Origin of the sequence: Defluviicoccus vanus (genome assembly GCF_014672695.1) — a bacterium.
In the GTDB taxonomy this organism is placed as follows: domain Bacteria; phylum Pseudomonadota; class Alphaproteobacteria; order Rhodospirillales; family Defluviicoccaceae; genus Defluviicoccus; species Defluviicoccus vanus.
In genome coordinates, this window is record NZ_CP053923.1 from 3,355,608 (window position 1) to 3,382,346 (window position 26,739).

General features: G+C 64.3%; 21 protein-coding genes and 1 pseudogene. 8 read left to right on the top strand and 14 right to left on the bottom strand.

Going from position 1 to position 26,739, the window contains the following annotated elements; translation table 11 throughout:
- Positions 1 to 5 precede the first annotated feature (5 nt).
- Together HQ394_RS15245 and HQ394_RS15250 are read left to right on the top strand one after the other, a co-directional pair.
- Positions 6 to 392: a DUF983 domain-containing protein gene (locus HQ394_RS15245; protein WP_190263335.1), complete on the top strand. Its 387-nt coding sequence runs from the start codon at positions 6 to 8 to the stop codon at positions 390 to 392.
- Between the two features lie 306 nt (positions 393 to 698).
- Positions 699 to 1,337, top strand: a complete 639-nt coding sequence (locus HQ394_RS15250; RefSeq protein WP_456151631.1) for a DUF2189 domain-containing protein — start codon at positions 699 to 701, stop codon at positions 1,335 to 1,337.
- Between the two features lie 103 nt (positions 1,338 to 1,440).
- Here HQ394_RS15250 and HQ394_RS15255 read toward each other — a convergent pair whose 3' ends face one another.
- Positions 1,441 to 2,583, bottom strand: coding sequence for a CHAD domain-containing protein (locus tag HQ394_RS15255; RefSeq protein WP_190260939.1), 1,143 nt, complete (start codon positions 2,581 to 2,583; stop codon positions 1,441 to 1,443).
- A gap of 268 nt (positions 2,584 to 2,851) precedes the next feature.
- Here HQ394_RS15255 and HQ394_RS15260 point away from each other — a divergent pair, with 268 nt between their 5' ends.
- Entirely contained in the window at positions 2,852 to 4,681 is a 1,830-nt protein-coding gene (locus tag HQ394_RS15260) for an SLC13 family permease (RefSeq protein WP_190260940.1), read from the top strand.
- Positions 4,682 to 4,693: 12 nt separating this feature from the next.
- Here HQ394_RS15260 and HQ394_RS15265 read toward each other — a convergent pair whose 3' ends face one another.
- From HQ394_RS15265 to HQ394_RS15295, 6 genes and pseudogenes are all read right to left on the bottom strand, one after another.
- Positions 4,694 to 5,164 (bottom strand): arsenate reductase ArsC, encoded by a 471-nt coding sequence (locus HQ394_RS15265; RefSeq protein WP_407644750.1) that lies wholly within the window; start codon positions 5,162 to 5,164, stop codon positions 4,694 to 4,696.
- A pseudogene (locus HQ394_RS15270) lies at positions 5,156 to 5,638 on the bottom strand (UPF0262 family protein); the annotation flags it as partial. The pseudogene HQ394_RS15270 and the gene HQ394_RS15265, both read right to left, overlap by 9 nt.
- Before the next feature lie 100 nt (positions 5,639 to 5,738).
- Positions 5,739 to 7,517, bottom strand: coding sequence for a monovalent cation:proton antiporter-2 (CPA2) family protein (locus HQ394_RS15275; protein ID WP_190260941.1), 1,779 nt, complete (start codon positions 7,515 to 7,517; stop codon positions 5,739 to 5,741).
- 203 nt (positions 7,518 to 7,720) lie between these two features.
- The gene (locus HQ394_RS15280) at positions 7,721 to 8,800 is read right to left on the bottom strand and encodes an AI-2E family transporter (protein ID WP_190260942.1); all 1,080 of its coding nucleotides are present in this window, start codon (positions 8,798 to 8,800) and stop codon (positions 7,721 to 7,723) included.
- 138 nt (positions 8,801 to 8,938) lie between these two features.
- Entirely contained in the window at positions 8,939 to 10,018 is a 1,080-nt protein-coding gene (locus tag HQ394_RS15285) for an AI-2E family transporter (protein ID WP_190260943.1), read from the bottom strand.
- A 1,546-nt stretch (positions 10,019 to 11,564) separates the two neighbouring features.
- On the bottom strand, positions 11,565 to 14,321 hold the full coding sequence (locus HQ394_RS15295; protein WP_190260945.1) for a cation-translocating P-type ATPase: 2,757 nt from the start codon (positions 14,319 to 14,321) through the stop codon (positions 11,565 to 11,567).
- 270 nt (positions 14,322 to 14,591) lie between these two features.
- On the opposite strand from HQ394_RS15295, the gene HQ394_RS15300 reads away from it, so the two are divergent.
- A complete protein-coding gene (locus HQ394_RS15300) occupies positions 14,592 to 16,691 on the top strand; it encodes a bifunctional aldolase/short-chain dehydrogenase (RefSeq protein ID WP_190260946.1) in 2,100 nt (699 codons plus the stop codon).
- A 10-nt stretch (positions 16,692 to 16,701) separates the two neighbouring features.
- Here the strand turns inward: HQ394_RS15300 and clcA are convergent, their stop codons facing one another.
- Together clcA and pip are read right to left on the bottom strand one after the other, a co-directional pair.
- Positions 16,702 to 18,057, bottom strand: coding sequence for a H(+)/Cl(-) exchange transporter ClcA (clcA, locus tag HQ394_RS15305; protein WP_190260947.1), 1,356 nt, complete (start codon positions 18,055 to 18,057; stop codon positions 16,702 to 16,704).
- 861 nt (positions 18,058 to 18,918) lie between these two features.
- Positions 18,919 to 19,887: a prolyl aminopeptidase gene (gene pip, locus HQ394_RS15315; RefSeq protein WP_190260949.1), complete on the bottom strand. Its 969-nt coding sequence runs from the start codon at positions 19,885 to 19,887 to the stop codon at positions 18,919 to 18,921.
- Between the two features lie 166 nt (positions 19,888 to 20,053).
- On the opposite strand from pip, the gene HQ394_RS15320 reads away from it, so the two are divergent.
- On the top strand, positions 20,054 to 20,872 hold the full coding sequence (locus tag HQ394_RS15320) for a thermonuclease family protein (RefSeq protein ID WP_190260950.1): 819 nt from the start codon (positions 20,054 to 20,056) through the stop codon (positions 20,870 to 20,872).
- Positions 20,873 to 20,897: 25 nt separating this feature from the next.
- Here HQ394_RS15320 and HQ394_RS15325 read toward each other — a convergent pair whose 3' ends face one another.
- Genes HQ394_RS15325 through HQ394_RS15335 form a run of 3 tightly spaced genes read right to left on the bottom strand, consistent with a single transcriptional unit; the run spans position 20,898 to position 23,233 of the window.
- Positions 20,898 to 21,743, bottom strand: coding sequence for an ABC transporter permease (locus tag HQ394_RS15325; protein WP_223291629.1), 846 nt, complete (start codon positions 21,741 to 21,743; stop codon positions 20,898 to 20,900).
- The gene (locus HQ394_RS15330; RefSeq protein WP_190260951.1) at positions 21,740 to 22,561 is read right to left on the bottom strand and encodes an ABC transporter ATP-binding protein; all 822 of its coding nucleotides are present in this window, start codon (positions 22,559 to 22,561) and stop codon (positions 21,740 to 21,742) included. Before HQ394_RS15330 ends, HQ394_RS15325 begins: the two co-directional genes overlap by 4 nt.
- Positions 22,562 to 22,597: 36 nt before the next feature.
- Positions 22,598 to 23,233, bottom strand: coding sequence for an EAL domain-containing protein (locus HQ394_RS15335; protein ID WP_190260952.1), 636 nt, complete (start codon positions 23,231 to 23,233; stop codon positions 22,598 to 22,600).
- 31 nt (positions 23,234 to 23,264) lie between these two features.
- Between HQ394_RS15335 and HQ394_RS15340 the strand changes: the two genes are divergently transcribed.
- The 3 genes from HQ394_RS15340 (at position 23,265) to HQ394_RS15350 (ending at position 25,501) form a co-directional block, all read left to right on the top strand.
- Complete coding sequence (locus tag HQ394_RS15340; protein WP_190260953.1) at positions 23,265 to 23,564, top strand: hypothetical protein; 300 nt, start codon at positions 23,265 to 23,267, stop codon at positions 23,562 to 23,564.
- A gap of 216 nt (positions 23,565 to 23,780) precedes the next feature.
- Entirely contained in the window at positions 23,781 to 24,506 is a 726-nt protein-coding gene (locus tag HQ394_RS15345) for a metallophosphoesterase family protein (protein ID WP_190260954.1), read from the top strand.
- A gap of 188 nt (positions 24,507 to 24,694) precedes the next feature.
- The gene (locus HQ394_RS15350; RefSeq protein WP_190260955.1) at positions 24,695 to 25,501 is read left to right on the top strand and encodes a sulfotransferase domain-containing protein; all 807 of its coding nucleotides are present in this window, start codon (positions 24,695 to 24,697) and stop codon (positions 25,499 to 25,501) included.
- 187 nt (positions 25,502 to 25,688) lie between these two features.
- On the opposite strand, the gene HQ394_RS15355 is transcribed toward HQ394_RS15350, so the two are convergent.
- Together HQ394_RS15355 and HQ394_RS15360 are read right to left on the bottom strand one after the other, a co-directional pair.
- The gene (locus HQ394_RS15355) at positions 25,689 to 26,090 is read right to left on the bottom strand and encodes a DUF1398 domain-containing protein (RefSeq protein ID WP_190260956.1); all 402 of its coding nucleotides are present in this window, start codon (positions 26,088 to 26,090) and stop codon (positions 25,689 to 25,691) included.
- Positions 26,091 to 26,122: 32 nt separating this feature from the next.
- Positions 26,123 to 26,584 (bottom strand): MarR family winged helix-turn-helix transcriptional regulator, encoded by a 462-nt coding sequence (locus HQ394_RS15360; protein WP_190260957.1) that lies wholly within the window; start codon positions 26,582 to 26,584, stop codon positions 26,123 to 26,125.
- Positions 26,585 to 26,739 lie beyond the last annotated feature (155 nt).

Here is a 26,739-nt window from a genome sequence, read left to right on the forward strand (position 1 = left end):
TGGCGATGAGTTCGCTCCCGCCGGCGACCACAGCAACCATTCTCGGCCGCGGTGTGCGTGGTCGTTGTCCGCACTGCGGCAAGGGCACTTTGTTCGACGGTTATCTCACCGTCGCCGAGTCCTGCCGCAACTGTGGCCACGCACTCGCCGGCCATGATTCCGGCGACGGTCCGGCCGTCTTCGCTATCTTCATTCTCGGTTTCGTCGTCGTCGGCCTCGCCGGTGTGGTCGAGTATATGTTCTCACCGCCCTTGTGGCTGCATGCAGTGCTTTGGCTGCCGCTCACGCTCGCCGGCACCCTCGTGCTGCTGCGGCCATTGAAGGGAATTGCAGTCGCCCTGCAGTATCGCTATCGCTCGCTGGAAGAGCCGGAGCGTCCCGGCGGAACCTGATCGGCACAAGCAGAGCAGCCCATCGTACAGGTTGTCGCTGCGGCCAGGACCAAGGCGCCAGCTTGACGCCCGGCGCGACTTCCCATAGCTAAGGCGAAACAAATCTGCGCGGCTAGCGCAAGTGTTTCGGGCGAAGAGGAGGGAACCGTGAGCGCTCCTGGCAGCGAAACCTACCGCCTTCCGGTCAATATCCGCCGTATTACCGACGTGGATCGGTCCGGCCATTGGCTGGCGCAGGGGTGGCGGGACTTTGTCGCAACGCCGATGGTGAGTCTTGCCTATGGCGGGGCATTCGTCATCATCAGCATGGCGCTTACCGTCGGCCTCCGGGCGGTGGGGCTCGATNNCTCGCTCATTCTACCGCTTTGCCTTGGCTTTATCATGCTCGCGCCGGTGCTGGTGGTCGGCCTGTATGATGTCAGCCGACGCCTGGAGCTTGGGCTTGAGGTGACGCTGCGCGATGTTTTCCGCACCTTTTGGCAGCACATCGGCCAGCTGACGGCGATGGGTATCGTCCTCATGCTCTGCTACTGGGTGTGGATCGAAATCGCCCTGGTCTTGTTCATGGGCTTCTTCAATCAATCGCCGCCGACCCTTGACACTNNTTTTTTCGAGGGCGTGGTGTTCACCCTGAATGGCGCCTTCATGCTCGGCATCGGTACAGTGGTGGGAGCGATCATCGGCGCCGTCGTGTTCAGCATCAGCGCCGTCTCGGTACCCTTGATCTACGATCGCCAGCTCGACGTGGTGACAGCCATCAGCGCCAGCCTGCTCAGCGTTCGTACCAACTGGCGGGTCATGTTCGGCTGGGCAGCGCTGATCGTCGTCTGCAGTGCCGTCGGTCTGGTGACGCTGTTCCTCGGTCTTGCGGTGGTGGTTCCGGTGCTCGCCTACGCCACTTGGCACTGCTATCGCGACATAATTATCTCACCCGACGCAGCCTAAGCCAGCGCCGCGTGGCTGCGTACCGCCCGGCCATGAGCGCCCAGGCTTGCCGGGCAAGAAAGTCTCAAGGTGGCGCGGCGGGTGGCTGAGCGGGATGTTCGTCTCAGATAGTCGCCTTGATCGCTGCCTCGGCCGGCATGAGCGTGGCCGCCTCATCCTCGCCGTTCGCGTGCTCCCTGTTCGTGGCGTCAGTCTCTGTTGCCGTGGCGGCAGCCGCAGCATCCGTCGCCTCTGGCGCCTCTGGCGCCGGTGGTGTCCAGAAGGGTGGGCGAGCGATGAAATGTTCCCATGCCGTGAGCAGCCTCGCTTCCCGCACGCCGGTAACGTGGCTGTGCCAGCCGACGACGAGGCCGGCGGCGAAAGCAAGGCGGGTTTTCTCCCGCCCGGCCAAAGGTCGCGTGACCTTGCGCAACAGGCTGCGCGCGACCTCCACATCGTTGCCGGCGCCAAGATCGTCCTGTAATTCCTTCAACATCGCCATGAAGGGCACCACCTTGCGGCGCAGGTACAGCGAGGCAAAGAACTCGCTAGCATAGCGCAACTTCTTGATCTCGATGCGCAGGCTGTGGCGGGCTTCCGGTTCAAGGTCGGCGAAGTCTGCGCCCGCCAGCATCACCTGCTGATAGTGGTCATGCAGCATGCGGTTGGCGAGTTGCACCGCCGGGCGCTGCAGCGCCGACGCAGTGGCGGCTGGCAGATAGTCGCGCCAGCGGCGTCCATTCGCCCATGCATCAAGCAGCATGACCAGACCGAGATAGCGATGATCGGCAAGGGCCCGCTGCGCCTGTGTGTAGGCCTCGTCGCGCCGCTCATCGACGCGCTGCGCCAATTCGACCAGCCTCGCCTCAGTTGGAATCTGTTTGCGCACCGGCGTCAGGATGTCATCGACGAACACATCCCAATCGCGTGCCGGACCCAGTTGGCCGATCAGCCATTTCAACTCGCCATTGAGGTGATCATGCTGCGGTGGTGGCATGAACTCACGAAATAGCGACAGACAGGAGCGCAGCCGCCGGACGGCGACACGCATCTGATGTACGCCCTCCACGTGGCTGCGGTTAAGCACGCAGGCTTCATTGCCGCGCAAATGCTCAACGCCGAGGAGGATGATCGAAGCCAGCGCCGCGTCCGCGCTCGTCGACCCGGTAAGCCGCGGTGCCTTTGCCTTCAGCCATTTTGTCGGCGTGACAGCCGTTTCCTTTTCGGGGGCGGAGGCAATTCCGGCAGCGGTATCGTCTGAAACCATGACGTTTTGTTCTCGGTTTTCTTTCTGAAGTGCCAAGCTGATCGCATCGCTTAAAATAATGAGAGAAGCGATCAAGCACTGTCCCGCAGTCACAGTATGACTTTGAACGCTGATGCGGGCAACGTTGTCGCGTCGGGCCCGGTTTGCAACCCTGGCGCCTTACAGCTTCCAGTGGCCGGAGGTTCTGGCTACCATGCCAACATATAGGAAGGCGGGCATAGGTCGCAAAGCCCAGCCGTAGCGCAGGGGCAACCAGGACCATCCAAACATGACGCCGCAAGCCATTTTTGTCATTGGCGTGCTTGCCACGGCAGCCGCACTGTTCGCCATCAACAAGATTCGCAGTGACATCGTTGCCATGCTGGTGGTGATGGCACTGATGCTGAGCGGGGTGCTGACGGTCCCGCAGTCGCTCGCCGGCTTCGCCGATCCCGTGGTTATTCTGATTGCCGCCCTGTTCGTTGTCAGCGAAGCGGTGGTCAGCACCGGCCTTTCCACGCGCATCAGCGAGATGGTGATGCGGATCGGCGGTAGTAGCGAGACGCGGCTGCTGGCCGTGCTGATGGCGGTGACCGCTGGTGTCGGTGCGTTCATGAGTTCGACGGCGGTGGTGGCGCTATTCATCCCCGTGGCGATCACCATTGCCAACCGTACCGGCATCAATCGACGCACGCTGCTGATGCCGTTGGCGGCCGCCGGCTTGACCAGCGGCATGATGACGCTGATCGCCACCGCACCGAATCTGATTGTCGATGAGGCGCTGAAGGAGCGGGGGCTCGGTTCGCTGGGATTCTTCGGCTTCACTCCCTTTGGTATCGCCATCCTCGTGGTGGCGATTGCCTACATGCTGCTGGTCGGGCGGCGGTTGTTGGCAGCGAAGGACAAGGGGCTGAACGTCGCGACTGATGCCCGCACGGTCAAGGACCTGGCTGATGCGTATGGTCTCGACACTCGCGTCGCCCGGCTGCGGGTGCTACCGGTTTCGCCACTGCATGACCATACGGTGGTGCGGATGGGATTGCGGACCCGTTACGGTGTTGTCGTCGTCGGCTTCGACAAGGGACGCGGCAATAGCCACGTTTTTATCCCCGCCCTCCTGGAGACGGTGTTTCGCGTCGGTGATGCCTTCTACGTCGTCGGCGACGAGGAACAGATCGCTACCCTCTGTGACGAAATGAAGCTGGAGCGATTACCGCGGCTGCCAGAGCATCTGGCCCGTCAGGCGCTGCAGGAGATCGGCTTCGCCGAGGTGATGCTTGCACCGACGTCGCGGCTGATCGGCCGCACCATCGGCGAAGTCGAATTCCGCTCCCGCTTTGCGGTGACGGTGCTGGCGGTCCGTCATCGTGGCGAGGCGGAAATCGCCGATCTGGTGAACACCAGGCTTGATTTTGGCGATGCGCTGCTGGTGTCCGGCAGCTGGGATAGAATTCAGCGATTGGGCCGTGAACGCAACGATTTCGTGCTGCTGACCATGCCCGAAGAGTACAAGGACGTCGCTCCTACCGGTAACCGGGCAATGGCCGCCCTGGCCATCCTCCTTGGCATGGTGGTGCTGATGGCCAGCGGACTGGTGCCGAACGTGGCAGCGGCGGTTATCGCCGCGCTGGCGATGCTGGCCTGCGGCTGCGTCAAGCTTGACGCCGTCTATCGATCGATCAACTGGCCTACCTTGGTGTTGATCGCCGGCGTCCTGCCGCTGGCAACGGCGCTCACGGCGACCGGCGTCAGCGCCCATCTCGCCGAAGTGCTGGTCCACGCCCTGGGGCCGCTGGGCGAAATGGGGATGCTGGCTATCGTCTTCATCATCACCGCCGCGCTCGGGCTGTTCATCTCCAATACGGCAACGGCGGTGCTGATCGCGCCGATCGCCATCGATGCGGCGCTCGCCATTGGCGTTTCGCCGCAGGCGTTTGCGATGACGGTGGCGATCGCCAGTTCCGCTGCTTACGCCACCCCCGTCTCCTCGCCGGTCAACACCATCGTTTACGAGCCGGGTGGCTATAGCTTCTTCGACTTCGTCAAGGTGGGGGTCCCGTTGATGGCACTGGTGCTGGTCGTCACCGTGCTGATGGCGGCGGTGATTTATCCGCAGTAAGCGGGAGCCGGCCTACAGATCGGCCATCGGCCGGGTGGCGAACTCGGCCTTGATCCGCTGGATGAGTTGATCGCGTATCTGGCGGAAGGCGTCGAGCCGCGTTTCCCGACTGCCCTCGACGATCGAGGGATCGAAGGTTCGCCAGAACAGCACTTCGCAGGCCATCGTCCGCGTCAGTTCCACCGCCTTGTGTTGCGCTTCGGGTGACAGGGAGATGATTACGTCGAAGGAGTCATCTTCCAGATCCTCGAAGGCCTTCGGCTTATGCTTACTGATATCGATGCCGATTTCGTCCATCACCTGCACCGCGAAGGGATCGAGTTCGCCCGGACGGGCACCCACCGAGTCGACGAACAGGTGGCGGCCACACAGATGCTTGAGAATCCCCTCCGCCATCGGCGAGCGGATGGCATTGTGGGTGCAGGAAAACAGAACGGCAGAGGGGCCTTGCGCCAAGGTGCCACTAGCCTCNNGAATGTGCATGACGCAGATGAGGGTAAACAATCGCCGCGCCGTATCCTTGTCCATCTCAACCCGATCGGCGAGCCGTTCCCGCAGCAACTCGGCGCCTTCGTTGTGCAGGCCGCGTCGCGCCATGTCGATCGCTTCGATCCGACTCGCCGGCATCGTCTTGATGGCGCTGAAGTAGTTATCGCAGATCATGAAATAGTCTTTAATGATCCGCTGCAGCTCACTGAGAGGCAGGGGAAAATTGGCGAGTTCGCGCTCCCGCTCATCGGTCACCCGAAAGCGGATGCGGCGCATTTCTTCGGCGGTCAAATGCAGGACATAGGGGCCATGATCGGCACCGGCCAGGGCGAAGTGATTCTCCTGCAGCAGGTCGAACAGGGCGACCCGCCGCTCCTGCTCGACGCTGGGGCTGAGGCGGATGCGGACGGGATCATCGATGGTCATACGGACGATGCGCTGGCGCGTTGCGGGATCGGCGTCGGTCACTGCGGCGGATTTCGATGTCTAGGACAGAGTGGTGGGGCGAGAGTAGCGCAAGTCGCAGGCACGCGCGCGGCTGATCGCCGGGCTTTTTCGCGTTGCACTCTCAACGGCGGGCATCGTCACGCGCATCGGCGGCAAACAGGTCTTCCAGTTCCCTTTCAGCCCGCTTCGCCACTGCCTGCATCCGCTTTGCGTCATTGTGCTGGCCAAACATGCCGTAGAGAAGATCTTCGTCATGGCGGCGAAATGTCTCGGTAGCTTGCGCCGCGGTGTACTCGGTCAGGCCGAGCGCGGTGAGAACATGCCGGGCCATGTCGAGGCTGGATAGATACGTTTCCCGCCAGACCACGCTGATTCCGAGTTCCATCAGCCGGTAGGCGTGCTGCCGGTTGCGCGCGCGGGCGAAGATCTTTAGGTGCGGAAAGTGCTTGCTGACAACCTCCGCCGTCCGCACCGACGCCTCCACATCATCGATCGCCAGGATGAAGAGCTCGGCCGCGTCTGCCTTCGCTGCCTGCAGCAGGTCGAGGCGTGAAGCGTCGCCATAGTAGACCTTGGAGCCGTACTGGCGGACGAAATTAACCTGCTCGGCCGAAATCTCGAGCGCGGTGAAAGCGATCCCCTTGCCGGTAAGGATGCGGCCGACGATCTGGCCGAAGCGACCGAAGCCGGCGATGATCANCCGGCGTCTCCTCCCCGGCAGGGTATCGAAAGCCCCGGTCTGCCGTCCGGCGCGCCAGGCGGTGAACTTTTCATTGAGGGTGAACAGTATCGGCGTCACCGCCATCGACAGCGTCACCGCAGCGATCAGCCGGCTGGACAGTCCCTGTGTCAACAGGCCGTAGGTGGCGGCGGCGCCGAGCAGGACGAAGGCAAATTCGCCGCCTTCGCCAAGTGCTACGGCAAGCGACCGCGCCGCACCATCGTCGAGGCCATTGCCGCGGGCAAGGCCGTAGAGAATGATCCCTTTCAGCAAAAGCAGGGCGATGACGATCATTGCCATCGTCCCCGGTTCGCCGACGATCAGGTGCAGGTCGAGCGACATGCCCACCGCCATGAAGAACAGGCCGAGGAGCAGCCCTTTGAACGGTTCAAGGTCCGCTTCCAGTTCGTGACGGTATTCGGAATCGGCAAGCAGCACGCCGGCGATGAAGCTGCCGAGCGCCGCCGAGATGCCGAGTTCCGCCATCAAGCCGGCGGTGCCGACAACAGTGAGCAGCGAAGCGGCGGTGAACACCTCCTGCACCCGGGTGAGGGCGACGACGCGAAAGGCATAGCGCAGCACCAGCCGGCCGATGACCGCAACGCCGACGAGGATACCGAGGGTCTCGGCTGCGGCGAGGAGGCCAGCGCTATCGAGGACCGAGCCGCCGACGCCCGCCAGCATTGGCACCGCGGCCAGCAGCGGGATCGCGGCGATATCCTGGAGCAGCAGGATGGCGAAGGCGGCGCGGCCATGCTTGGTGGTGAGCTGGCCACGCTCCGCCAGCGTTTGCAGGGCGAAGGCGGTGGAGGACAGGGCCAGGGAGATGCCGACCACGGCGGCCGGCGCCGGGGCAAGGCCGAGCAGACGTCCGAGTACGGCAAACGCGCCGCCGGTGATGAACACCTGCAGGCAGCCGTAGGCGACGACGGTGCGGCGCATCGTCCAGAGTCGGCTCGGCTGCAATTCGAGGCCGATGACGAACAGCAGGAGCACGACGCCGAATTCGGCAAAGTGGAGAATCTTGTCCACGTCGCTGATCAGGCCCAACCCTTGCGGTCCGATCAGCGCACCACCGGCGAGGAAGCCCAGCACCGCGCCCAGTCCGAGCCGGCGGGCGACGGCGACGGCGACGACGGCGGCCGAGAGAATAATGATCGCGCTGCGCAGGTCTTCCACGCGTTCCGCCTTTACTGCCGTTGGCCTGCTTCTGCCGCATGGATGACGTTACACCCATGCCACTGCCGAGCCTGCCACGGCTCGCGAACGGGTGCCAGTGGGCACGCTACAGTGGGTGTGCTACAGCAGGCGTGCAAGCTCCCGGGCGCAGACGCAAAAGCGGAGCCATGCGGTGGGGCGACGCCAGCGAAAATACGCGTAACTCAAATGTCTGCTGCCGGCGTCAGCTCTTCGTCGAGTTCCTCCGAATGAGTCCATTCCCGGATGATGGTATAGGCAACGGCAAGCAGGGTGGGGCCGAGGAACAGCCCGATAAAGCCGAAGGCGACGATGCCGCCGACGACACCGAGGTAAACCAGCAGCAGAGGTAGCGAACTGCCGAGACTGATGAAGTAGGGCCGAATGATGTTGTCGACGACGAAGACGACGACAATCGCCCAGATGATAAGAAATATCGCCTGCGTCGTATGGTCGAGGGAAAGAAGCCACAGGATCACCGGCACCCAGACCAGAGGCGGTCCCATCGGCACCAGGGCGACGATGGTGGTCAACAGTCCGAGAAAGAGCGGGCCGGGCACGCCGGCGAACCGCATTCCCACAGCGGCGAGTGCGCCTTGCAGCAGTGCCGTACCGAGAATGCCGTAAACGACGCCGATCATCGTCTGTTTCGCCACATCAAGCAGGCGGCGGCCACGGGCGCCGGCAACCTTATCGATCAGCACCGTCAGGCGAACGGCGCCGCGCGCCCCGTCGCGGAAGAAGAAGAAGGCGACAATAACGCTCAGCGACAGATCGAGAATACCGTGGCCGATGCTGCTGCCGACCTCGAACAGGATCGCTGTCGCCGGCTTGAGATTGGCACTGACGGACTGGATGAACCGGGCGGTGTCGTGCGCGTAGCCATCCCACACCTTGAGCAATTCTTCGCCAAAGATCGGCAGGTGGCCGACCCAAGCCGGTGGTGGTGGCGGGCCGTTCTCGAAGACGGCGAGCACCCGGCTGGCGAAGTGACTGAAGTTCTCGGCAACGCTGCCCCCAAGGATCGACAATGGGACGAGAAGACCCAAGGCCAATGCCGCCGTCATGATCGCCGCCGCCAGTGTCGATCTTCCGTTGAGCCTGTCCTCCAGCCAGCGAAACGCCGGCCAGGTGCAAATCGACAGGATGGTCGACCACAGCAGCGCCGGCAGGAACGGCTGCAGCACGATAATGCAGCCGGTGCCGAGGACGATCAGCACACCCAAGCCGATGAACTGTTCGATGCGGTGGAGGGAGATGCGCATCAGCAGAGACTCACACTTGGCGCGTGGCGCGGAATTGTGGGGACGTGGCGACCGCAATGGCCTGCTTGAAGTTTCCCTGCCGGCGCCGCGCCAGCTGCGGCGGTATTGCCATCAGCAGGCAAGCTCTTTCTCACCCAATCAGATTTCCGCCGCCGGCTGTTCGCTTTCGTCCAGTTCCTTCGAGTGGGTCCACTCGCGGACGATCGTATAGGCGATCGCGAGCAGGGTCGGACCGATGAACAGTCCGAGAAAGCCGAAGCTGATAATTCCGCCCAACACGCCGAGATAGACGAGCAACAGCGGCAGCGCGCTGCCGAGGCTGATGAAATACGGGCGAATGATGTTGTCGACGGTCGAGACGACGCCGAAACCCCAAAGCCCCATAAAGATACCCCATTCGATTCGCCCGACGGAAAACAGCCAGATGGTTGACGGGAGCCAGACCATCGGCGGCCCCATCGGCACGAACGAGAGCAGCGATGTCAGCAGGCCAAGGAAAAGCGCGCCAGGGACACCTGCCAGCCATAAGCCGAATGCGGCGAGCAGGCCCTGTGCCAGGGATGTGCCGAGGATGCCGTAAATGACGCCGATCATCGTCTTTTCGGCGATTTCGAGTAAATGGCGACCGCGCGGACCGGCCACCTTGTCCATCAGCACCCTCAAACGCGCGGCCCCATAGGCGCCATCGCGGAAGAAGAAGAAGGCGACGAGGACGCTCAGCGCCAAATCGACGATACCGCGGCCGATTTTGGTCCCGACGCCGAGGAGAAACTCGGTGGCCGGTTTGACGTACTCGCCAACGGCTTCGGCGAAGCGGGTGGTATCGTTGGCGTACGACTGCCAGAGGTCGCTCAGTTCGTCGCCGATGAGCGGGACGTCAGCGACCCAGGCCGGTGGCGGCGGTGGGCCGGTCTCGAAAACGCCAAGGACGTTGCCGGCAAATTTGGCGAAGTTTTCGGCAAGGCTGCCACCGAGGATCGACAGTGGCACCAGAAAGCCGACGGCAAGGACGATGCTCATGATTGCGGCAGCGAGGGACGTACGGCCGCCGAGACGCGCTTCCAGCCAGCGGAACGCTGGCCAGGTGGCGATGGAAAGGATCGTCGACCAGAGCAGCGCCGGCAGGAATGGTTTCAGGACGATAAAGCAGCCCCCAACCACCACGGCCAAGACGCCGAAGCCGATAAACTGCTCGATGCGACGGACCGAGTGGCCCATCGACACTCCTCATTGCCAGGGAAAGACCGGCCTGTTGCCCGGTCAGGGACGATGCACTTCCTTCATACCTCGCTCTGCGGGTGAATGCGACAGGGTTAGGGTGTAAGCGGCCGCGACGCTGTTGCCTCCTCTCCGCGGGAGCGGCGGCTACGGCCGTAGTTGACTTCACCCCTCTCCCGCTGTCGCGCTGACACGGTGGTGGGGCAAAACCCTTGCGCATGTAATCCGCGCTATTATTCTACCACAAGCGGCGTGGCCAGCCTAAACATGGCAACCTGCTCTCCCCAAAGTGGGAGATAAAACTTTCCCGCCTGTGGATGCTTGTGTATTTTTCCTGGTTAACGTGTACATAACAGGGTTGGCCTGGAGCGCAACTGATGGAGCATGCGAACGCCGATCCTGAACTGGTAGCGGGCCTGTTCGAGGCGGCGCTTGATCCATCCCGGCCGATGCGAGACATGATGGATGAATTCGCGCGTCGGCTTGAAGTGGACGCGGCGTTTTTCAAGCTGGTTGATCGGAGCGGCGACATCGTCCTTGAGGGGGTCGGCGGAGGCATTCGCGAAGGATCCGATCGTGACTACCTCGATCACTACCTGGCCAGCGATATCCGGGTCCCGCGGGTGGTTCGTGCCCAACTCGGAACGGTGTTCGATGATCGTGCCCTCATATCACGTGATGAGCGGCGGCGGAGTGCGTTTCACAACGAATGGCTGATCAAGTACGAGATCGGCCATCTCCTTCACGCCAATATCTCGCCATCGACGGACCAGATCGCCATCGTCACCCTGGCCCAGGACACCGGCCGGGGCGAGTTTGTCACCGCGCAGCAATGCCTGTTCAACCTGTACGTGCCGTTTTTCGTCCGGGCTGCCCATCTGCGGGTTCGCTTCGCACAGTCGGAAGCACGACGCCAGCTTCTCGCCGGGGCGCTGGATTGCGTGCAAAGCGCCGCCCTGCTGGTTGACCAACGCGGCAGGGTGCATTTCACCAACTTGCGCGGGGAAAGACTGCTCGCCGAGTGTGACGGCGCTGGAATGTCGGGCAACCAACTTGTGCTGTCGGACCGCCGTGCTGGTGCGGCGCTGCAGCAATGGCTCNNGATACCAGTAGCGTGCCGCAGGGGGAGTCGCATCGGCCGGTCGTGCCGTTGTCACCGCCCAGCGACCCTCGGGCAAAGCCGCATACCGNNGATCGAAATCCTGCCGGTGCCACGGTCCTGCGCCACCGCCGCCGGCAGTTTCGGGCCGACCTCGCTCCTGCTAATTAGCGATCCGTCGGAGACCGCCGGACAGCGTTTGCGTTTGGTCCGAACCGACTTTGACCTCACACCGGCGGAAGCGGCGCTTGCTGTCGCCGTGGCTGATGGCGAGACGCTGCGCCAGTGCGCCGACCGGCGCGGTGTTACCATCGGCACCGTCCGCTCGCAGATGAAGCAGGTCCTGGGAAAAACCGGTTGCCGCCGTCAGGCCGATCTGGTCCGCGTCGTCGGTGCCAGTGATTGCACCTGACCGGCCTTCGCCCGCTGTCAATGCGGGCGACCGCCTCACTGCTGCAGCCATCCCAGCTTGCGCAACATCGCCTTCTCCGCCTCGATGAGGGCGAAGACGGCGAGGGAAGCGACGCCGATCCAGGCCCAGGCATGAACGGGTAACGAGGCGGTGGCGAACAGGGTCTGCAGCGGCTCGAGGTAGGTGAAGCCCAACTGCAGCAGCGAGACCAGGATGATGGCGATCAGCGCCGGCTGCATGCCAACACGGCCGGCCGCCGACAGTGCCGGGACGAGGCCGGGGCGGACGGCAAGCAAATAGACGATCTCAAAGCCGACGAGGACATTGACCGCCATCGTCCGCGCCGTTTCCAGCGAAAGGCCGCGGGCGAGCGCGGCTTCGAAGGTCAGCACGACGCCGCCGACCATCAGTGCCGAGACGAAGGCGATCCTCGCCAGCAGTGCCGCCGAGACCCAGGGGGCGCCGCGCGCCCGCGGCGGGCGGTTCATCACATCGGGCTCCGGCCGCTCGAAGGCGAGCGCCATCGACAGCGTCACCGCCGTGACCATGTTTACCCACAGCACCTGCACCGCAGTGATCGGCAGTGGCTGGCCCATGAGCACGGCGACGATGATGGTCAGTGCCTGGGTGCCGTTGGTGACGAGCAGGTAGAGGATCGCTTTCTTCAGGTTGTCGTAGACGGTGCGGCCTTCCTCCACCGCATGGGCGATGGAGGCGAAGTTATCGTCGGCGAGGACGATCTGCGCCGCCTCCTTCGCCGCTTCGGTGCCGCGCCTGCCCATGGCGATGCCCACGTCGGCGCGCTTCAGCGCCGGTGCATCGTTGACGCCATCGCCGGTCATCGCCACCGTCAGGCCCTGGCGTTGTAGCGCTTCCACCAGCCGCAGCTTGTGCGCCGGCGTGGTGCGGGCGAAGACGTGGACAGCGCGCACCTCGCGGCCGAGCGTGGTGTCGTCGAGCCGTTCGATTTCGCTCCCGGTCAGCACCCGCTCGCCGCCGAAGCCGAAGTGAGCGGCGATGGCGCGGGCGGTGTCGGCGTGATCGCCGGTAATCATCCTGACGCTGATGCCGGCTGCCTGGCACTGGCGGACGGCGGCGATCGCTTCCTCCCGCGGTGCATCGACGATGCCGACCAGCCCCAGCAGCGTCAAATCGCTCAGGGCGCTCTCGTCGAGCCCATCGGCAGCAGCGTCGAGGCGCGTTGCCGCCACCGCCAGCACCCGCTGACCGCGATTGCCGACGGTCGCCATCTGCTGCTGCCAGTGCGCACGGTCGAGCGGCGAGGCATCGCNCGACGACCCCTGCATCGTGCACATGGCGAGCANCCGCTCCGGCGCGCCCTTGACCACCACGCAGGCGCCGCCGCTGCCGTCCGCGCGGTGCAGCGTCGCCATGAACTGGGTCTGTGATTCAAAGGGAATGATGGCGAGCCGTGGCAACGCCTGGCGCTCGTGCGCCGGATCGAGCCCTACCTTCATCGCCGCGACGACGAGGGCGCCTTCGGTGGGATCGCCTTCGATGCTCCATCCGTCGTTGTCCTGCTGCACGTGCGCGTCACTGCAGAGCAACCCGGCGCGGAGGATGGCGATGCTGTCGGGCATGGCGTCCGAACCTACGGGCTCACCCTCCGCCTCAAAGCGGCCATCCGGCCGATAGCCCTCGCCGGTGACCGTCAGCAGCCGCGACGGCGTCACGAGGCTCGCCAGCATCATCTCGTTGCGGGTCAGCGTGCCGGTCTTGTCCGAACAGATGACATCCACCGAGCCCAGGGTTTCCACCGCTGGCAGGCGGCGGATGATGGCATTGCGCCGCGCCATCCGCTCGACGCCGATGGCGAGGGTGATGGTGACGATTGCCGGAAGTCCTTCGGGGATGGCGGCAACGGCGAGCCCCACCGCCGCCATGAACATCTCATCGAGAGCGAAGCCATGATACAGGGCGCCGACGGCGAAGACGCCGCCGGTCAACGCCAGGATCAGCAGCGTCAGCAGGCGGCTGAAACGCGCGAGCTGATCCATCAGCGGCGTCCGAACGCCCTCCACCTCGCCCAGCATCAGGCCGATGCGGCCGACCTCGGTGGCATCGCCAGTGGCGACGACGATGCCCTCGCCCTGGCCGGTGGCGATGAGGGTGCCTGCGTAGGCCATGCCGACCCGGTCGCCGAGATCGGTTGCCGCATCCACCGCCGCCGTCGCCTTGGCCACCGCCGCCGCCTCGCCGGTGAGCACCGCCTCCTGTATCTGCAGCGCATTCACCTGGCGCAGGCGCAGGTCGGCCGGCACCTTGTCGCCCGATTGCAACAGCACCACGTCGCCCGGCACCAGCTCTTCGGCGGCGATCGACTGGCGGGCACCGTCGCGAATGACGCTCGCGTGCAGCGACAGCATCTGACGGATGGCGTCGAGTGCCCGCTCCGCCTTGCCCTCCTGCAGGAAGCCGATGATGGCGTTGATGACGACGACGCCGAAGATGACGCCGGCATCGACACGGTGGCCGATGGCAACGGTGATCGCACCGGCGGCGAGGAGGACGTAGATCAGTACGTTGTGGAACTGCAGCAGGAAACGGACGAAGGCACTGCGCCGATGCGGTGGCCGCAGCCGGTTGGGTCCGTAGCGATCGAGGCGCTGGCGTGCCTCCTCGCTGCTCAGGCCATCGGTGCCGGTGGCGAGTCGGGTTTCGATCGCGCTGACCGTCAGGCTGTGCCAGGGCTCGGCGGGTGGGAGGGGAGCGGTACGGTTGCCCTCGCTCACATCGCCTTCGGTCGCATCGCCCTTGGTCGCATCGTCCATACTCGTCTCCTTCCGGCGACCGACGCGGCGATGGTGGTCAGAGGCGATGCCGGTGCTGCCGCGCCCGGACTGCTGAGGTAGGCATCAAACCCTGTGGCGGCAATCGCGGCAACGGTAGGGGCAGGTACGTGCCGATGGCAGGCCGGTAACTCGCGCGGCCAAGTCCGCCGCCCGCGGGAGAGGCTTGGGGCCGCCGCAATGGGCGCCTAGAATAGGCGCTTCGGGTGAGACCGTCCGGGGAATGGTCGGCAGCGAAAGGGAGCGATGGCGATGGAGAACCGGTGGTCGGACCGCGACGCGGAGGCGGCCGTAGAGCGTTACACCAAGCAAGGTGTCAGCTACGATCTGGCACTCCGCACCTATTCCACCCGCCTGCTCGGCAGTGAGCCACGGCTGGTGATCCATGGTGGCGGCAACACCTCGGTCAAGACGGAGGTGCATGACGCCACCGGCGAATCAGTCAAAGTGCTATGCGTCAAGGGCTCCGGCTGGGACATGGCGACGATCGAGCCGGCAGGCCTGCCGGCGGTGCGGCTGCAACCGCTGCGGCGGCTGGCGGATCTGGAGACGCTTACCGACGAGGCGATGGTCAACCTGCAGCGGGTCAACCTACTCGATGCGTCAGCACCCAATCCTTCGGTGGAGACGCTGCTGCACGCGTTCCTGCCCTTCAAGTATATCGATCACACCCACGCCAATGCCGTCCTTGCCTTGACCGACCAGCCGAACGGCGAGTTGCTCTGCCGTCAGATCTACGGCGAGCGGATGGCCCTCGTTCCCTACATCATGCCCGGCTTCCAACTGGCGAAGCGTGCGCTTGCCGTGTTTCGCCAGCATCCCGAGGCACAGGGGATGATCCTGCTCAAGCACGGCATCTTCACCTTCGGCGACACGGCGCGGCAGGCCTACGAGCGGATGCTGGAGATGGTTACCCTGGCCGAGGAGCGCATCGCCGAGGCGAAGCGGGTCAGCGTCGCCGGCGTTCACCTGCCAAGGGGCATGGGCCACCAGCGCCCGAAAGCCTTGCTGCCGGTGCGGCTGCCGGGGGCAATGGCGCGTGTGGCGCAGGTTGTGCCGCTGCTGCGCGGACTGCTGGCGATGGCGGAAGGGCCCGGCAACTGGCGTCGATGGGTCCTCGATTTCCGCGCCGGTGCGGCGGTGGAGGAGTTCGTCAACGGCCAGGACCTCGCCCGCTACAGTCAGCGCGGCACCGCCACCCCCGATCACGTGATTCGCACCAAGCGGCTGCCGCTGCTGCTGCCGCCGCCCACCGCTGAGGGGCTGAGTGGCTTTGCCGCCCAGGCGCGCACCGCCCTCGAAGCTTACATTGCTGCCTATCGCACCTATTTCGTCGACAACAACGAGCGGGTCGGTCGGACCAAGAAGCCGCTCGATCCGATGCCGCGGGTGCTGCTGGTGCCAGGGCTGGGCCTGTTCGGGGTGGGGGCTTCGAAACAGGAGGCGCGGATCGCTGCCGACTTGGCCGAGACCAATATCGAGGTGATCACCGCCGCCGAAACCATGGATGCATTCGAGTCCATATCCGCAGCCGACGCCTTCGACATGGAATACTGGTCGTTGGAGCAGGCCAAGCTCGGCAAGACCGCGGCGAAGCCGCTCGCCCGGCATGTGGTGGTTATTACTGGCGGCGGCTCCGGCATTGGCGCCGCAACGGCGCTCGCCTTCCGCGCCGAGGGGGCCGAGGTGGCGGTGCTCGACCAGGGGGAAGCGGCGGCGGGCAAGGTGGCGCGCCAGGTGGGCGGCATCTCCGTCGTCTGTGACGTGACCGATCCGGAGCAGGTTGCCGCCGCCTTCGACCGGGTGGTGGAAGCCTTCGGCGGCGTCGACATCGTCGTTTCCAACGCTGGCGGCGCTTGGCAAGGACGGATCGGCGACGTGGACAATGCTATCCTCCGTCAGAGTTTCGAGCTGAATTTCTGGGCGCACCAGACGGTGGCGCAACGGGCGGTGGCGATCATGCGGGCGCAGGCCACCGGCGGCTGCCTGCTGTTCAACGCCTCGAAGCAGGCGCTCAACCCGGGGCCTGACTTCGGTCCCTATGGCTTGCCGAAGGCGGCGATGCTGGCGCTGATGCGCCAATATGCGCTCGATCATGGCCGCGATCGCATCCGCGCCAATGCCGTCAACGCCGATCGTGTCCGCACCGGCCTGTTGACGCCGCAACTGGCAACCGAGCGCGCGAAGGCGCGCGGCGTTAGCGTCGAGGAATACATGGCCGGCAATCTGCTGGGCCTGGAGGTGACGGTGGAGGACGTGGCCCGTGCCTTCGTCCACTTGGCCCTGTCGCCGACGACGACGGCGGCGGTGCTGACGGTGGACGGCGGCAATATTGCTGCGGCGGTTCGCTGACCGCCGTCCCTTATCCGGGTCGAACCTCCGGCGCTGTGGGCGCTGAGTGGCGGGCGGCGAGCAACCGATCCAGCATCTGTTTGTAGATCGGCCGGCCGCCGAGGAGTTCCGCCGTCGCGGCGCAGGTGAGTGCCACCACCAGGATCAGGAAGAGGAGATTGATGCTGCCGGTCATCTCGACGACGAGGGCGAGACCGGTGAGCGGCGCCCGCACCGTCGCCGTCAGCAGACCGGCCATGCCGGCGATGGCAAAGGTGGCCGGCTCGGCGATCGACCCCGGTGCGAAATGATTGACGGCCACGGCGAACAGCAGACCGAGGATGGCGCCGAAGGCCAGTTGCGGCGCGAAGATGCCGCCTGGCGTACCGGCACCGTAGCTCACCAGGAAGGCAAGCAGTCGGATCAGCAGCAAAACGAACAGGGTCGTCGCCGGCGCACCGACGACGACAAGCTGCCCGGCCAGAATCTCGCCGCCGCCTGTCGCCTCCGGATAGCCCCAGACCAACAGCCCGATGCCGGCACCGACGCTGAGNNAGAGGGGCAGCCAGCCGCAGTGCCCGGCAAGGCGGCGCATCGCCGCAATCGTCCACAGCAAAGCGGCGTTAAGGGCGACGCCGAAAGCGCCGACGCCGACGCCGAAGACCACCGCAAGCAGGAGTTCCAGCACGGTGGGATTGGCGACATCCGGCATGGGCAGGACGCGATCAAAGCCAAGCATCGCACCGGCGACCGCCGTGGCAAGGATGCTGGCGACGATCACGTACTGGGCAACGAGATGGGAATAGGGAATGTCGTCGCGCATTTCCTCGGCGACGAAGAGGATGCCGCCCAATGGCGCATTGAACGCCACGCTCAGTCCAGCGCCGGCACCCGCGGCAGTTAGTGCATGACGGTGCTCGTCGGTTATCTTCGCCCATTGGCCGACCATCGCGCCGATGGCGCCACCCAGGTGAATGCTCGGGCCTTCGCGCCCGAGGACGAGGCCGGCACACATGGCGGCAAGGCCGCCGGCAAACTTCACCGGCAGGACACGCTGCCAGCGGATCTGTGGCAGCGCGTCCTTCATCGTCCCTTCGATGAACTGAATGCCGCTGCCGGCGGCTTCCGGGGCAAAGCGCCGGCTGATGAACACCGCGAAGGTGACCGATGCCGCGCCGATGAGCGGGGCGGCGATCCAGCCGGGGCAGCCGTAGCGATCGACCGTCGAGGCGATCGCAATGAACGCGGCATAGCCATGGGCAATCAGCGCCCGGAAGGCGGCAGCGACGACGCCGACAAGGCAGCCGGTTACTGTTGCGAGCACGAAGATACGAAAGAACATCGGTCGCGGCAGGTTGCCTTCGGCTTCGCTTGCGGGCTGGTTCATTATCCGATCGGCTTGTTGGCGACAATTGCCTTACCGATACTGTGATTGCGTTGTCGCCGGCAACGCTTACGACGCGAAGCGGTGGTGCTCGCGTCAATTAAAAGATGACAGACGCCGGCTGAGGCGGCATACCCAGCCGGCCCGGCAGGGGGCTGCTTGCCGGCGAGCAGGCACCAAAAACGACACGTACAAACGAAGGTGAGAAGGCGATGGCTGATCCCGCATTGACTGGAAGCCCGCAGGCACCTGCCCGGCGGCTACCGTTCTGGGTCGATGAACTGCCCTATGTGGCGATGCTGCTGCTGGCTTTGGGCGGGGTGACCTACGCCAGTGTCTCGCCGCGCGCGACCTTCGACTACTGGCAGATCCTGGTGCCGGTTTTTGCNCTCATCTGCATCGTTGCCGGTTGGCGTGGCACCGTCGATAAGGCTGCCCGCTGGCGCCTTGTCTGGACTCAGATCCTCCACTGGGGAGTAATTCTGCTCACCATGCGCGTACTGTTCATGCCGAACGTGCAGCAAATGCTCAACAGCGACGCGATTGGCCTCTCTGCGCTCGGCCTGCAGGCGCTGGGGACGTTTCTCGCCGGCGTGCATGCGGCATCCTGGCGCGTTTGCGTCGTCGGCGTGGTGCTGGCGACCGCCATCCCGGCCGTGGCGTTTCTGGAGCAGGCGGTGCTGTTCGTGCTCTTGGTGGGCGTGGTGCTGGTGGCCGCCTATGCGCTGATCCTCTGGCGCAAGAAGCGGCAGCTTGAGAGTGACGCGGCGACGTCCCCGGCCGCTTTCTGATTACCGACTCAGGCCGCCGGCGACGGCAAGGGGCTGGCCGGGCGCCAGCCGCCGGCCATCGGCTACGCGATGGTCAGGCGAGGCGCACCTTCATCGCCTCGGTGGCACGCACCAGGGCGGCACGGATGCCCGGTTCCATCGCCGAATGGCCGGCATCGGCGACAATGACATAGCGTGCCTCGGGCCAGGCATGCGCCAACCGGTCGGCGGTGACGATCGGGCAGACCATATCGTAACGACCCTGCACGATTGTTCCCGGGACAAGGTGACGCAGGGTACTCACGCCATGCAGGATCTCATCATCGGCGAGGAAGGCATTGTTGACGAAATAGTGCGCCTCGATTCGCGCCAGGGCGAGCGCCGCCTCGTCGTGCGATCCTGCCAACGGATCGTCCGCCCGCTGGATCAGGCTTGAGCAGACGGTCTCGTAGCGGCTCCAGGTGTGCGCTGCCGGCAGGTGGACCGCCGGATCGGCGTCGAGCAGCCGGCGGTGATAGGCGGTGAGGAGATCGCCGTGCTCCGCTACCGGGATCGATTCGGCAAAGTGGCGCCAAGCTTCGGGAAAAAAGGTGCGCATGCCATACAGAAACCAGTCGATCTCCGAGCGTCCACCGAGAAAGATGCCGCGGAGAACGAGGCCGGTGCAGCGACGCGGATGGCGGATGCCGTAGGCGAGGGCCAGCGTCGATCCCCAGGATCCACCGAACAGCATCCAGCGCTTGATGCCGAGATGGTCCCGCAGCGTTTCCATGTCCTCCACCAGATGCTGGGTGGAGTTATCCCGTACCTCCCCGTGTGGGTGGGAGCGGCCGCACCCGCGCTGGTCGAAAATCACCACCCGATAGGCGTGAGGGTCGAAGAAACGACGGTGCGCCGGCGCCGCGCCGGCGCCGGGGCCACCGTGGAGAAAGATCACCGGGATGCCGCGCGGATTGCCCGATTGCTCCCAATAGATGGTGTGGTGCGAGTCGACGGCTAGCAATCCGGAGGCGAACGGTTCGATCTCCGGAAACAGGTCGTGGCGGACGTGACGGACATCCATTCGGATCGATCATCTCCTGATGCGTGCAGCCCCCGCACCTGCTTGCGAGGTTCTCATTGTCGAAGCCATTATATGCGTCGGAAATCAATGGGGGAACATCCTCACGGTCCGTGTGGATGCGGATATTCTGCCTCCACGTCGGCGCCGCAGATGCTGCAGGGCCACAATGGGCGGCAAGGCCAAGTTGGACATGGGCGTTCACCGCGCTGCCATTGCCACGTCGATCGTTGGGTTGATCCTCGCGTCCTTGTGGCCCATCGCTGCCGGCGCCGAGGAGCTACCGTGTCTGAAAGCCGCCAGTGTTGCTGCCGGTGACACCTTTACGCTGACGGCGCCGATTGAGGGAACGGCGACGGTGCGGCTCGCCGGAATTCTGGCACCGCTGCCCCCAGCCAATGCGCCGGCTAACGCCACCTGGCCACTGGCGACGGCAGCGCGCGACGCGCTGCTGGCGTTGCTCGGCGACTACTGCCTGCGCCTCGTTCCCGACGCGCCGCTCGTCGATCGCTACAATCGACTGTCCGCGCAGATCTTTCGCCACGACGGGGTGTGGATTCAGGGGCAACTGGTGCATCAGGGCCTGGCGCGGGTCGTCCCCGGTCTGGATACGGGCGAGAATATTCGCCGCCTGCTGCCGCTGGAAGCCGACGCACGCGCCGCCGCTCGTGGCCTGTGGGCCGATGACGCGTATGCGGTGCGCACGGATGCCACTGCCGGCCGCTTCATCGGCACCTTTCAGTTGGTGGAGGGGACAGTGCGCAAGGCGGCGCGCGTTGGCCCCAATGTCTACCTCAACTTCGGCGATGACTGGCGCAGCGATTTCACCGTGGTGATCCCGGCAAAGACGCTCGCCGCCTGGGCGCGTGCCGGCAGCGATCCAATGCAACTGGGCGGTCGGCGCGTTCGCGTCCGCGGCGTGATCGAATCACTCAATGGCGCGATGATTGAGGCAGCGGAGCCTGAGATGCTCGAAGTGCTGCCATAGGCCACCCGCCACCGCGACGCTCGGGCTATTCGCCCTGCGTCAGCAGCAGCCCACGCTGGCGGGCGACGTGGCAGATGCGCAGGAAGAAGAGGATGGCAGCCACGAAGTAACCGAGGTTGAGGAACGTGGCGGTGAGCAACAGCCGGCTCGACAGCGTGTGCTCGAACAGAATGCTGCGCATGCCTTCGAAGATGTATGCCGGAGGCAACAGCCAGGAGAGGGGCTGCAGCCAGGACGGCAGCACGTCGACAGGATAGTAAACACCGCACAGCGGCGCGATGGCGAAGATCACCACCCAGGCGAGGCTTTCCGCTCCCAGCCCCAGCCGCAGCACCAGGGCGGCGATCACCAGGCCGATGCTCCAGCCGAACATCAGCAGGTTGGCGAAGAAGAGCGCGAGCGGCATTCCGAGAGCGAACACCGAGACATGAAACAGCGGCAGCGACAGCAGCGCCGCGGGGAGCACGCCGATCACCGTGCGCACCAGGCTCATGATCGCCAGCGCGGCGACGAGTTCGATTGGCCGCAGCGGGCTGGCGAACATCTGCGCCAGGTTGCGGGCCCACATCTCCTCCATGAAGACGATGGCGACCCCGAGATTGCCGCGGAAGAAGACGTCCCACAGCAGGACTGCCGAGATCAGCACCCCCGCCGCCTGGGCGACCCAGGTGCTGTGCTGGAGAAAGAAGCTGCTGACGAATCCCCACAGCACCATCTGCACCGTCGGCCAGTAGGCGAGTTCGAGCAGACGTGGCCATGACCGGCGGAGAATGTAGATATGGCGTAGCAACACTGCGCCGATGCGCTGCCAGGACAGCGGCCACTGCTGCTGGCGCTGCGCTCGTCCCGGCAGCCAGTCGCCGCCGTTCACCGGGCGAGCGTCCGCGCCGGCGGCTGCACATCCGCGGCATCTCTATCCGCCGTATCCTCGGTCGTCGCACTTGCATCCCCGGTCGTCGCACCGCGGCGGGCGATGTGAATGAAAACCTCCTCCAGTGTTTGCCGTCCGTAACGGGCGATCAGCGCCGCCGGCGCACCGGTATCGACGATACGTCCGTCGCGCAGCATCAGCACGTGATCGCACAGCCGCTCCACCTCGGCCATGTTATGCGAGGCGAGAAGGATGGTCGCACCCGACCGCTGTTGGTAGACCTCCAGATAGGCCCGTATCCAGTCGCCACTGTCAGGGTCGAGGGATGCCGTCGGCTCGTCAAGCAGCAGCAATAGCGGGTCGTTGAGCAACGACTTGGCCAGTGCCACCCGCGTCCGCTGGCCCGCCGACAACTGGCCGAGCGGGCGATCGAGGAGATCGGTGATGTGGAGTTCGTCGGAGAGGGCAACAATGCGATCCCGCAGACGCGCCACCCCGTACAAACGGCCGTAGACGGTCAGGTTCTCGCGAACGCTGAGCCGGCGCGGCAGATCCACATAGGGCGAGGAGAAATTCATTCGCGCCAGTGCCGCATGGCGATGTCGCAGCATATCAATGCCGAGCACCGTGACCCGCCCGGAGGTAGGCAGCAGCAGGCCGAGCAAGATGGACAGGGTTGTCGTCTTGCCGGCGCCGTTGCCGCCAAGCAGCGCTGTCGTCGAGCCTGGCGCGACGGCAAAGCTGACGTGATCGAGGGCAACGACGGTATCGAAACGCTTCGTCAGCTCTTCGACGACAACGATCGGCGCGGTGCTCACCGGCGCCTCACCGGCAGCGGGGTAGCGCCAGCGGCGTCAGTGGCTGGACGTGCCACCCATCGCGCTACCCATCCCGCCGCGATCACAGACGACGGAGAGGCGTTGCCGTGTTCTCGCATCACGAATGGCCTGTTCCAGATAGCGCCCCTGAAACAGTTCGATCCCGGCGTCGACACCGAAGGCAAGTCCGGCGGGCGCGTCGGTGCCGGCGAGGACGATCCGTGCTGGTACCAGACGCTTCGCCGTTGCGGCCAGCTGCCGGACCGCCGCCGGTGCGTGCAGGGACGAGGGCATGCATTGGGTGCGGACAAAATCGATGCCGAGACCGTCGAGCGAGAGGAGGGGAAGGGTGTCGGTGGTGATGCCCTTCAACAGAATGCGGTAGCCTCGATGCCTGGCCAGCCGGAAGACGAAACGTGCGGCATCGAGATCCTGCAAGATATCGGTAAGGCCGAGCTTCAGCACAATGCTGCCCCGACGCATGATCGAAATCTGATCGTCGAAGTGACGAAAAGCCTCGGAAACCAACGTTGCCAGGGTCACGGGGATGGCGATGTTGCCACGCTCAGCTTGCGAGTCCTGGCGTAGCAACGTGGTCAGGATACGGCGGTCGAGGGTTTCCGCCAGATAGCGGGCGATGCAAGGGTCGGCCTGTAGATCGAAGGTCGGCACTGTGGCCTCGGCGAGGGCGCGACAATGCAACGTGCAGGGCGGACAAATCGTCGCCAACCATGCGGGTGATCCGGCTGATTGCTTCATCGACGCGGTCGACGACAAGATTGCTGCAGAGGAGAACCAGATCGGCATCTGCGAGCGTATAGAGACCCACATCCGTACCTTCGCTGATCGCCCACAGCGGTTCGCGCAGCACCGCCGCCGGCCAGGGCTGCTGGTTTACCCAGCGGTTGCGCAGCACCTCCAGCCGTACGGCGAACATGCCTGCGTGCTGCGGCGTTCGTGCGCGCAGATGCTTCGCCAATTGCGACGCGCCGGGAAGGGCTGAACAGGACTGCGGCAGGTGGGGCATCCGCGACATCCGGGAACTTTCGGCGATGCTGACGTTTCATTGTGAGGGCAGCGGTGACTCGTTTATTAGGATGCTCCATGTGGTTGCGCGCTTTTTTTGATCGCTCGGATGGCGGCATGCCGACGGAACGCCGGAGGGAATATCAGGGGCGGCGGCGTTCGCGCATCACAGGCGAANGGAACGGGACCAGCAATGCCCATCGACGCCGCCCGGATCCCGGCAGGCAAGCGCCTCTACGCAGTGGGCGATATTCATGGGCGCATCGACCTGCTCACCGAGATCGAGCAGATGATTGCCGCCGATGCCACGACCGCTGCGGACGCGGAACTGACCGTTGTCTATCTCGGCGATTACGTTGACCGCGGCAGCAATTCCTTTGCGGTGGTGGATCGGCTGGTGCACGCGCCGCTGCCGGGATTCACTGCGGTCCATCTTCGTGGCAATCATGAAGAGATGATGCACAGCTTCCTCGATGGTGAACCTGAGCCGCTGTGGTTGATGAACGGCGGGATCGCAACACTGGAGAGCTATGGGGTCGCCTTCGATTGGGGCGATTTGGATCGGCCCATGCTGCAGAGTTTACAGCAGCGCCTCAACGCGGCGATGCCGGACAGCCATCGGCAGTTCCTCGACCGGCTTGAACTGACATTTAGCTGTGGCGATTACGCCTTCGTCCATGCNGGGGTCCGTCCCGGACTACCCCTCGACATGCAGTTGCCGCGCGACCTGCTGTGGATCCGCGCGCCATTTCTTCGCTCGGAGGAAGATTTCGGCAAGCGGGTGGTGCATGGCCACACGATAGTCAGGCGCCCGGAGGTGAAGGCGAACCGGATCGGCATCGACACCGGCGCCTTCCACAGCGGACACCTCACCTGTCTGGTGCTGGAGGCGGAGACGATCCGCTTTCTCCGCACCTGAAGGTAGACGTCGCTCACGGATCGGTCTTACCGTGTTGTGGTAAAGTGGCCTATCCAGGGAGATCGAAGACAGACCATTGCTGCCAGAAAAGCGTAACAAGTAAAAAAGAGTCTGTCTCCAGCGGAACGCTCTCGCTGCGCTTACTTGGCATGGCAAACATGATAATACTTGGTTAAGGGCGCGCAAAAATGTCTGTATTCAAGCATGTGGTCGTTGCGTCGCATCCACGCTCTGGCACTCACCTTACTATTGACTCCCTACGGTTAAATTTCGATGCCCTTGCGGATGACTTCGTTGACCTCGACTGGCTGTTGCCGAAGCACAAAAAGCCGTTGACACTCGAAGATTTTCGCGCGCGACTGGACCGGCACGCCCGGATCCCGATCCTCAAGACCCACTCGTGTGCGGCGCGCCAGGAATTCACCCACGACGAGGCGGTGTCGCGGCTGGCACAGTCGATCCTGGATACAAGCAGAATCATCTACGTATTCCGAGATGGTAGAGATGTACTAACATCTCTCTATTTCTATCACAAAGGCATTGTTCCGCCACTGCCGGACATATCCTTTGCGCAATTTCTGCGCTCTCCCAGCGCGATATTTGACCGCTCAGCGGCCGATGCTGCCTGCGGCTGGCCGAGCGGTCTGACGACAGTGCAGGTGTGGGCGCGACATGTCAGCGAATGGCTCGACAGTGGCCTCAGTCTTCCCATCGGCTACGAGGAATGGAGCGCCGATCCGGTGGCAACGCTGCATAAGGTTGCTCGTTATCTCGATCTGCCGGTGCCGGCCTCGGTGCGGCGTGCTGCCTTCCAGCGCCCCTCGTTCCTGGCTCGGCTCAAGCGCAAGCTCACCGGCAAGCAGTTGGAGTCAAGTNNGGTCCTGCCACGCAAGGGTGTGGTGGGCGACTGGGTGAACTACTTTTCCAAGGATGACGAGGATCTATTCTGGGAGCTCGCCGGCCCGGCAATGCAGCGTCTCGGCTACCACCGGTAGCCGCCCAGAAACCGTCCGATCCGCCCGGTTACCGGCGCGGACATGCGGTGCGGGGGCCTTGCGTGGCAGGCTGTGCAGCGACTCGCGGCGATCCGATCCTGCGATGAAACTCGCTCGCCTTTCCGTCAGGCCAATCCGCATCTCAGCTTGAGCCGCGTTGCGCGATGCAGATCCCGGTGGGAAGCCGCTAATCGGGAAAGTGCTCCACATGCGTCTCAGCGGTTCGGCCGATGTAGAGCGCACGGCGGCCCGAGAATGAGACGATGTAGGCTGCACAGCCGGCCGATGCGACCTTCTTGCAGAAGCCCAGATAGGTATAGCCAGGAACCTGTTGCTGCGCTTCCTTGATGGCGGCTTGAACGCGCATCGCGTCAAAGGCTGGAGCGACGGGAACATCGATCTTGTGCGTCGGCACGTCGATGCTGTCACCATCGGCCGTGTAGTAGGTGGCAAGCGCGCGACGGAAGTCGATCGCGTAGCCTTCAAAGCCCTCCTGCATTAATGTTCTGACGGCTTGCGGAAACGTCATGCTGTTGTCTTCCGCGCCTTCGCGGCAGGCATTGGCGACAGACCGTTTATGATTGTCCATGTGTATTCTCTGTTCTGTGCGTTGGATTGAGCTCATTCGATTGGCGTTGTCGTTATCTGGCAGCGCTCGACCAACCGCTTCAGGAGCCGCTTCAGCGTCTCCCGTTCGTCTGCGGTCAGGTGGTTGAAGAATTCTGCGTCGTTCCGATCGGCGATCGCCGCCAGTTCCGGCACCAGGCTGCTCCCCTGCGGCGTCAGGGTGAGCGTCTGCGTTCGGCCATCGTTGCGGCTGGCCTCGCGGACGATCAGCGATTTGCTGATCAGCCGGTCCGCCAGCTTGGTGATAGCCCCTCGCGTCATACCCATCTCAGCTGCGAGACGGCTCGGCGGCATCGGATCCTTGCCGTAAAGTGCGCGCATCATGACCCATTCGGCCACCGTTACGCCCTTGGCGGCGAGCTTGCCGGCGAAAGCGTGTGAGACGTGGTTGGACACCGTGCGCAGCCAGAAACCGAGATGCGCGGTTAGCTCCGATGCGGCGGGTGTTGAAGACATGGCAGCTCCTAAGTTGACTAGGAAACTACCGCGCCAATAGTTTCCTAGTCAACTATTGGCGAACAACCCGCCGCGCGTACGGTGAAGGCAGCACGGTATCGCTGCGGGCAGATGGATTTTGCATCGTCTGGAGGGCAACAGGTGCATCCACGGCT